The organism is Rhizomicrobium sp. (assembly GCF_056722145.1).
The window spans coordinates 1-6,585 of sequence record NZ_JBWZET010000153.1 but is presented as its reverse complement, the minus strand read 5'-3'; the positions used below and the strand labels follow the sequence as shown (position 1 = coordinate 6,585).

Here is a 6,585-nt window from a genome sequence, read left to right as displayed (position 1 = left end):
CCGGCGCCATAGCCGCGGCCGTGGATCAGCCCGTAGAGGTAGCCGGCCGTCGCCGACAGCATGGCTCTTCCGAACAGAAACAGATGGATAACCACCCAGGGTCGCCAATGTCCGATACCGGACAAGCCGAGTTGCAGCACGGTGCCGACCAGGGCGGTGCGCAGGACCAAGCGGGCGTCGAGGGTCAAACGTGAGGCCATGTCCAATCTGTAACCTCGTCAGGGTTGCGAGGGAAAGCCGTTTTCACTAAAGGATTTGGCCCCGTTACAGCACGCCGCAGCCAGCCATGATCGAGATCGAGGGACTTACCAAACGGTTCGGACCGATGACGGCCGTCGCCAGTCTCAGTCTCACCGTCGCCAAAGGCGAAGTCCTGGGATTTCTGGGTCCCAACGGCGCCGGCAAATCGACCACGATGAAGATGATCACCGGTTTCCTGGCCCCCGACGCGGGCAAGGCGACCATCTGCGGCTTCGACATCGAGACCGACACCACCAAGGCCCAGGCGCTGATCGGCTATCTGCCCGAAGGCGCCCCCGCCTACGGCGACATGACACCCCGCCAGTTCCTCGGTTTCATCGCCGAAGTCCGCGGCTTCAAAGGCGCCGAGGCCAAAGCCAAGGTCGCCGCGGTGATCGCGAAAACCGACCTCGCCCCGGTGCTGGAACAGCCGATCGAAACCCTGTCGAAAGGCTTCAAGCGCCGCGTCGGCCTGGCGCAGGCGATCCTGCACGATCCGCCGGTGCTGATCATGGACGAGCCGACCGACGGTCTCGATCCCAACCAGAAACACGCGGTGCGCGGACTGATCCGCGACATGGCGGCGGAAAAGGCGATCATCGTCTCCACCCATCTCCTGGAAGAAGTGGAAGCGATCTGCACCCGCGCCGTGATCATCGACCGCGGCACGCTGGTCGCCGATGGCACACCGACCGAACTGCTGGCGCGTTCGCGCTATCATAATGCGGTGACCCTGACCCTGCCCGAGATCGAGGCCGAGGGCGCCGCGACCAAACTGAAGGCGATCACGTCGGTCGCCCAGGTCGAGCGCAAGCCCTTGGGCGACACCGTGCGCCTCACCGCCTTCCCCAAGAGCGGGGCGCTTCTGATCGAAGCGGTCAGCGCACTGGCGGCCAAGGAAGCGTGGACCGTGAAGGAGCTGTACGCCGAACCCGGCCGGCTCGACGAAGTCTTCCGCGCCATCACGACGTCGGACGCGGCCCGCGCCTCAGCACAGGCGGCCCGCAAATGAGGAAGCCTTGGCACAACGCACCCGCAACCTCGGTGTCATCGCCCGCCAATGCGGGCGACCCAGGTCGTGTTGCTCCGTCTTTGACAGTGAGCGCCGCGGCCTTTCCGACGTGTTCGTGCATGCGTGACCTGGATGGCCCGCAGTCGCGGGCCATGACAAGTTTCAAACTTTCGGGGACCGCTCCTCGATGACCATCCCCCGCTTCTTCCGCACCCTCTGGCCGATCTTCAAGCGCGAGTTTGGCGGCTATTTCGCCACCCCGCTCGCCTATGTCTTCATCGTGATCTTCCTGTTCACGATGGGGGCCTTCACCTTTTATGTCGGCCACTTCTTCGAGAACGGCATCGCCGACCTGTCGGTGTTCTTCGCCTATCACCCGTGGCTCTATCTCTTCCTGGTGCCGGCGATCTCGATGCGGTTGTGGGCCGACGAGCGGCGCAGCGGCACGATGGAGCTGCTCCTCACGCTGCCGATCCCGTTATGGGCGACCGTGATCGGCAAGTACCTCGCCGCCTGGGCCTTCACCGGCATCGCGCTGTTGCTCACCTTCCCGATCTGGCTGACGGTCAATTACCTCGGTGCGCCCGACAACGGCGTCATCCTGGCGAGCTACATCGGCTCGTTCCTGGTGGCGGGCGGCTATCTCGCCATCGGCGCCTGTATCTCGGCCACCACCGGCAATCAGGTGATCGCCTTCGTCGTCAGTGTGGTGGTGTGCTTCCTGTTCACCGTTTCCGGCTCGCCGCTGGTGCTCGACGTGTTCCGCTCCTGGGCGCCCGACGCCATCGTGGAGGCCGTCGCTTCGTTCAGCTTCGTGACCCATTTCACCTCCATCACCCAGGGCGTGCTCGATTTGCGCGACCTCGTGTTCTTCTTCTCGCTGATCGCCCTGTTCCTGGCCGCCAATATCGTGGTGGTCGACCTCAAGAAGGGAGGCTGAGATGCAGCTCTCCCGCCGCAACTACGCCATTGCCGCCATCGCGCTTGCCGCGGCGGTGTTCTTGGGCGTCAACATCGCGATCGACGCCACCGTCACCACCGCCAAGATCGATCTCACCGACACCCACCGCTTCACGCTGTCGGACGGCACCAAGCACATCATCAACGGCCTGTCGGAACCGGTGACGCTGCGCTTCTTCTTCTCGAAGCAGACCGCCAGCGAGTACGCCCAGACCCGCGCCTATGCCCAGCGTGTGCGCGATCTGCTCCGCGAATACGCCAGCCGCAGCCACGGCAAGATCATCCTCGAGGAAGTCGATCCCGAGCCCTACACGCCGGCGGAAGATGAAGCCAGTGCCGCCGGCATCACGCCGGTGCCGACCGAGTCCGGCGAGTCGGTCTATTTCGGCCTCGTCGGCACCAACCGCATCGACGGGCACGAGGTCCTTCCCTATTTCAGCCCCGAGCGTGAGGGCCTGCTCGAATACGACCTGACCACCCTGATCTACCGGCTGTCGACGCCGAAGAAGTACAAGGTCGCGATCATTTCCGGCCTGCCGCTCGATACCGGCGCCGGCGGCATGCAGGCGATGATGGCTGGCCGCTCGCGCCCCTATGCGATCTACCAGGAACTGTCGGAGGCCTATGCCACCGACATGCTGCCGCCCGACTTCACCGCGATTCCGGCCGGCACCGACGTGTTGATGATCGTCCAGCCGGGCGCCCTCACCGACCTGCAGACCTATGCCATCGACCAGTTCGTGCTGAAGGGCGGCCGCGCGCTGGTGTTCGTCGATCCCGATTCCGAACTGGCGCAGACGGGCGGCATGCAACCCGGCCAGCTGGCCGCCTATTCGACCTTGCCGCGCCTGTTCCAGTCGTGGGGCATCGCCTTCGATACCACCAAGGAAATCGGCGATCTCAAGCTGGCGCAGCGCGTGCAGCTTTCCCGCGAAGGTCAGCCGATGGCCTATCCGGTGTGGCTGCACCTGACCGCCGATCAGTTCTCCGAAGACGATCCGGTCACCGCCAATTTGCGCGCCGTCAATCTCGGCGGCGCCGGGGCGCTGAAGCCGCTCAAGAACGCCACCACCAAGTTCGCCTCGCTGATGGGCTCGTCCGACAAGGCCTCGCTGCTCGATGTGGCGGAGACCCGGCTGCGGGCAATGACCAATCCTGAGGAGGTGATGTCGTCGGTCAATCCGACCGGCGAGGAATACATCATCACCGCGCGGATCACCGGCCCGGCCAAGACCGCGTTCCCCCATGGGGCGCCCGCGGGCGCCGCCGGTACGCAGGTGGCGGGTGCGAGCAACATCAACGTCATCGTCATGGCCGACACCGACGTGTTCAAGGACGAGTTCTGGGTCCGCGTCGAGCAGATGTACGGCAAGGCGGTGGCGGCGCCGTTCGCCAACAACGATGCCTTCGTGCTCGGCGCCATCGAGAATTTGACCGGCTCGGCCGATCTCATCTCGCTCAGGACCCGCGCCACCAACGACCGCCCCTTCCTCAAGGTGCGCGACATCCAGTCCGACGCCGAACGCGAGTTCAAGCAGCAGGAAGATGCGCTCAAGGCCCGCCTCACCGACACCGAACAGCAGCTGCGCGCGCTGCAGGCCGGCGGTCAGGGCGGCACGCAGGGCGGATTGTCGGCGCAGCAGCAGAAGGCGATCGACGCTTTCAAGCGTCAGCTCGCCGAAATCCGCACCCAGCTGCGGCAGGTGCAGCACAATCTGCGCCAGGACGTCGATGCCCTCGGCGACATGCTGGCGCTGATCAACATCGTGGTGGTGCCGCTATTGGTCGCCGCGTTCGCGCTGGTGCTGGCCTGGATTCGCCGGCGCCGTCGCGCCCGCGCCATCCATCTGTGAGCCGGCCATGAACGCCCCCGCCTTTTTCCATGGTCGTCGCGACCGCCGTTTGGCGGCGCTGCTGGCGGTCGCACTGGTCAGCGTCGGCGGCGCGCTCGGCGGGCTCTATTATCGCGAGGCCGTGCTGGCGCCGCGCTATCAGCCGATGGATCTGTTCCCCGGCCTCAAGCACAAGCTGGTCAATCGCGAAACCACCCACATCTACATCGTGTCGAAGAAGTTTGGCGCCTTCGAAGTCGCGTTCGTGCCGACCAAGGGCTGGGTGCTGCCGGGCAAGGGCAATTATCCGGTTGCGCTCGACACGCTGAACCAGACCCTCGCCGCCTTCGCCGAGATGAAGACGGTGGAACCCAAGACCGACCGCCCCGACCTGTTCCATTTCGTCGATCTCGATCCGCCGCCGCAAGGCGACGGCGTGCTGGTGACGCTGGCGGCCGACAAGGGCTACCGGCTCGCCTCGATGATCGTCGGCAAGGCGGCGCCGATGGGCGACGAGGTCGGCCTGTTCGTGCGCCGCGCCGGCGAGAACCAAAGCTTCCTGGTGACGAGTCCCGCCACCATCAAAGCCGATCCGGCGGCGTGGATGGACAAATCCGTCGTCAATCTCGATATGGGCAATGTCGCCTCGGTGGAAGTGAAACCGGCCACCGGCCCCGCCTACACCGCCAGCCGCACCGCCAGCGCCGCGCCATTCACCATCGCACCGCTGCCCAAGGGCCGCGAACTCGTCTTTGCCGGCGCCGCCGATGCCACTGCTGCCGCGCTCAGCGATTTCGGCTTCGACGACATCGCCCGCTCGACCGATTTCAATTTCAACGACGGCCCGCGCCTGGTGCTGCACAGCTTCGATGGCCTGGAGGTTACGGTTAACCTCGTCAGCCGCGACGGCGCCACCTGGGCCCGCATTGCCGCGATGGCCGCGCCGGGCAACCAGAAAGCCGCCAAGGAAGCCTTGACGATCAATGCCCACACGGTCGGCTGGGCGTTCAAACTCCCCGCCTACAAAGCCACCGCCTTCGCCCCGACCCTCGAAAGCCTGCTGAAGCCGAAGAATTAGGCGGTTTGGCGGACACAACCATCTGGTGCTATCCTGGCGACCTCGTCCGGAGTGACCGTTCGTGGCACCTGATAGAAACGCGCGCCAAATCGAGGTCGATCGCAACCTTGAAGCCTTTCGGCAGCGTCTGCCGGACCTGCTTTCCACGCACGCCGGCCAATATGCGCTTTTGCGCCATCGCGAAATCACCGGGTTCTTCGACACCCTGACCGAGGCGCTGGTCGCCGGGCAAAAACTCTATTCCGACCAAATGTTTTCAATCCAGGAAGTCACCGAAGCCAGCGTCGACCTGGGGTTCTTTTCGCATGCCGTGCATCTGGGGTAAGCACGATCGGTCGCAAGCTTTCGTGAACGTCGCCATTCTCGATGCCGGCGTGGCGGAACGCGTCTCGGCGCCGCCGAACGCAACGCGCTAATCGATACCGGCGCTCAGGCGACCTGCATAACGAATGCGGCGGCGGAAAAAGTCGGCCTCATTCCGGTCGGAAAGGTCCCGATCCGCGGTGTTTCAGGCCTGCAATATCACAATAACTATGTTTTCAAGGTCGGGTTCGCGTTCGGTACGGTCGGCCAGCGTAACGAACTGTACGACGCCAACGTGCACGTCTTCAGCAATCCCGTCGAAGGGGCCGAGCTGAATTTCGCCTCCTCCAAATTCGATGTGCTGCTGGGGATGGACATCATCAGCATGGGCTCGCTGAAGATCGAGGGCGACGGGAGTTTCAGCTTCTGCTTCTGATCCTTCTGCCATGCGCTGAGGGGATGGCACCGGCCCGTTCAACGACCCTGCTCAATCACGCATTTTCGTGACAGGCTTATCCGACACTGCCGCTGGGTAAAGCCATGAAAACCATCATCGAGCCGTTCCGCATCAAGGTTGTGGAGCCGATCCGCATGACGACGCGCGACGAGCGCGAATGCTTCGTCGCCTCGGCCGATTACAACCTCTTCGGCCTGCATTCGGACGACGTCTTGATCGACCTGCTCACCGACTCCGGCACCTCGGCGATGAGCGCGGCGCAGCAGGCGGCGTTGATCGGCGGCGATGAATCCTACGCCGGCAGCCCCTCGTTCTTTCGCTTCGAGGCGGCGGTGAAGTCGCTGTTCCCGTTCCAGCACATTTTGCCAACGCATCAAGGCCGGGCGGCGGAAGCGATCCTGTTCTCGGTGCTCGGCGGCTCGCGCAAGCAGGTGCCGTCCAACACCCATTTCGACACCACGCGTGCCAACATCGAAGCGACCGGCGCCGAAGCGGTCGATCTCGTCATCGAAGAAGGCCACGATCCCGATTGCATTCACCCGTTCAAGGGCAACATGGATGTCGCCAAGCTCGAGCGCTTTCTCGCCAATGCCGGCGATGCGGTGCCGTGCGTGATGATAACGGTGACGAATAACGCCGGCGGCGGCCAGCCGGTCAGTCTCGAAAACATTCGCGCCACCGCGGCGATGGCGCACAAATACGG

The 6,585-nt window shown here is 64.2% G+C and carries 7 protein-coding genes and 1 pseudogene; 7 read left to right on the top strand and 1 reads right to left on the bottom strand.

Features of this window, described 5'->3' with window-relative positions:
* Positions 1 to 200, bottom strand: a 200-nt coding sequence (locus AC1P6P_RS08525; protein ID WP_481402013.1) for a hypothetical protein, incomplete at its 3' end; no start/stop codon positions are given.
* An 86-nt stretch (positions 201 to 286) separates the two neighbouring features.
* Between AC1P6P_RS08525 and AC1P6P_RS08520 the strand changes: the two genes are divergently transcribed.
* The 7 genes and pseudogenes from AC1P6P_RS08520 to AC1P6P_RS08490 all read left to right on the top strand — a co-directional run.
* Positions 287 to 1,252, top strand: a complete 966-nt coding sequence (locus AC1P6P_RS08520) for an ABC transporter ATP-binding protein (RefSeq protein WP_481402012.1) — start codon at positions 287 to 289, stop codon at positions 1,250 to 1,252.
* 187 nt (positions 1,253 to 1,439) lie between these two features.
* Positions 1,440 to 2,192, top strand: a complete 753-nt coding sequence (locus AC1P6P_RS08515) for an ABC transporter permease subunit (protein ID WP_481402011.1) — start codon at positions 1,440 to 1,442, stop codon at positions 2,190 to 2,192.
* A gap of 1 nt (position 2,193) precedes the next feature.
* Positions 2,194 to 4,065 (top strand): GldG family protein, encoded by a 1,872-nt coding sequence (locus tag AC1P6P_RS08510; protein WP_481402010.1) that lies wholly within the window; start codon positions 2,194 to 2,196, stop codon positions 4,063 to 4,065.
* 7 nt (positions 4,066 to 4,072) lie between these two features.
* Positions 4,073 to 5,122 (top strand): DUF4340 domain-containing protein, encoded by a 1,050-nt coding sequence (locus tag AC1P6P_RS08505; protein ID WP_481402009.1) that lies wholly within the window; start codon positions 4,073 to 4,075, stop codon positions 5,120 to 5,122.
* 61 nt (positions 5,123 to 5,183) lie between these two features.
* Positions 5,184 to 5,447, top strand: coding sequence for a hypothetical protein (locus AC1P6P_RS08500; RefSeq protein ID WP_481402008.1), 264 nt, complete (start codon positions 5,184 to 5,186; stop codon positions 5,445 to 5,447).
* Positions 5,448 to 5,534: 87 nt separating this feature from the next.
* Positions 5,535 to 5,861 (top strand): annotated as a pseudogene (locus tag AC1P6P_RS08495) (aspartyl protease family protein); the annotation flags it as partial.
* Between the two features lie 104 nt (positions 5,862 to 5,965).
* Positions 5,966 to 6,585: tryptophanase (locus AC1P6P_RS08490; protein WP_481402007.1), on the top strand; the 620-nt coding region annotated here is incomplete at its 3' end.

Bases quoted from the DNA above. Each gene is read 5' to 3' on its own strand.
- AC1P6P_RS08515 (WP_481402011.1), top strand. From the start codon at position 1,440: ATGACCATCCCCCGCTTCTTCCGCACCCTCTGGCCGATCTTCAAGCGC.
- AC1P6P_RS08510 (WP_481402010.1), top strand. From the start codon at position 2,194: ATGCAGCTCTCCCGCCGCAACTACGCCATTGCCGCCATCGCGCTTGCC.
- AC1P6P_RS08505 (WP_481402009.1), top strand. From the start codon at position 4,073: ATGAACGCCCCCGCCTTTTTCCATGGTCGTCGCGACCGCCGTTTGGCG.
- AC1P6P_RS08520 (WP_481402012.1), top strand. From the start codon at position 287: ATGATCGAGATCGAGGGACTTACCAAACGGTTCGGACCGATGACGGCC.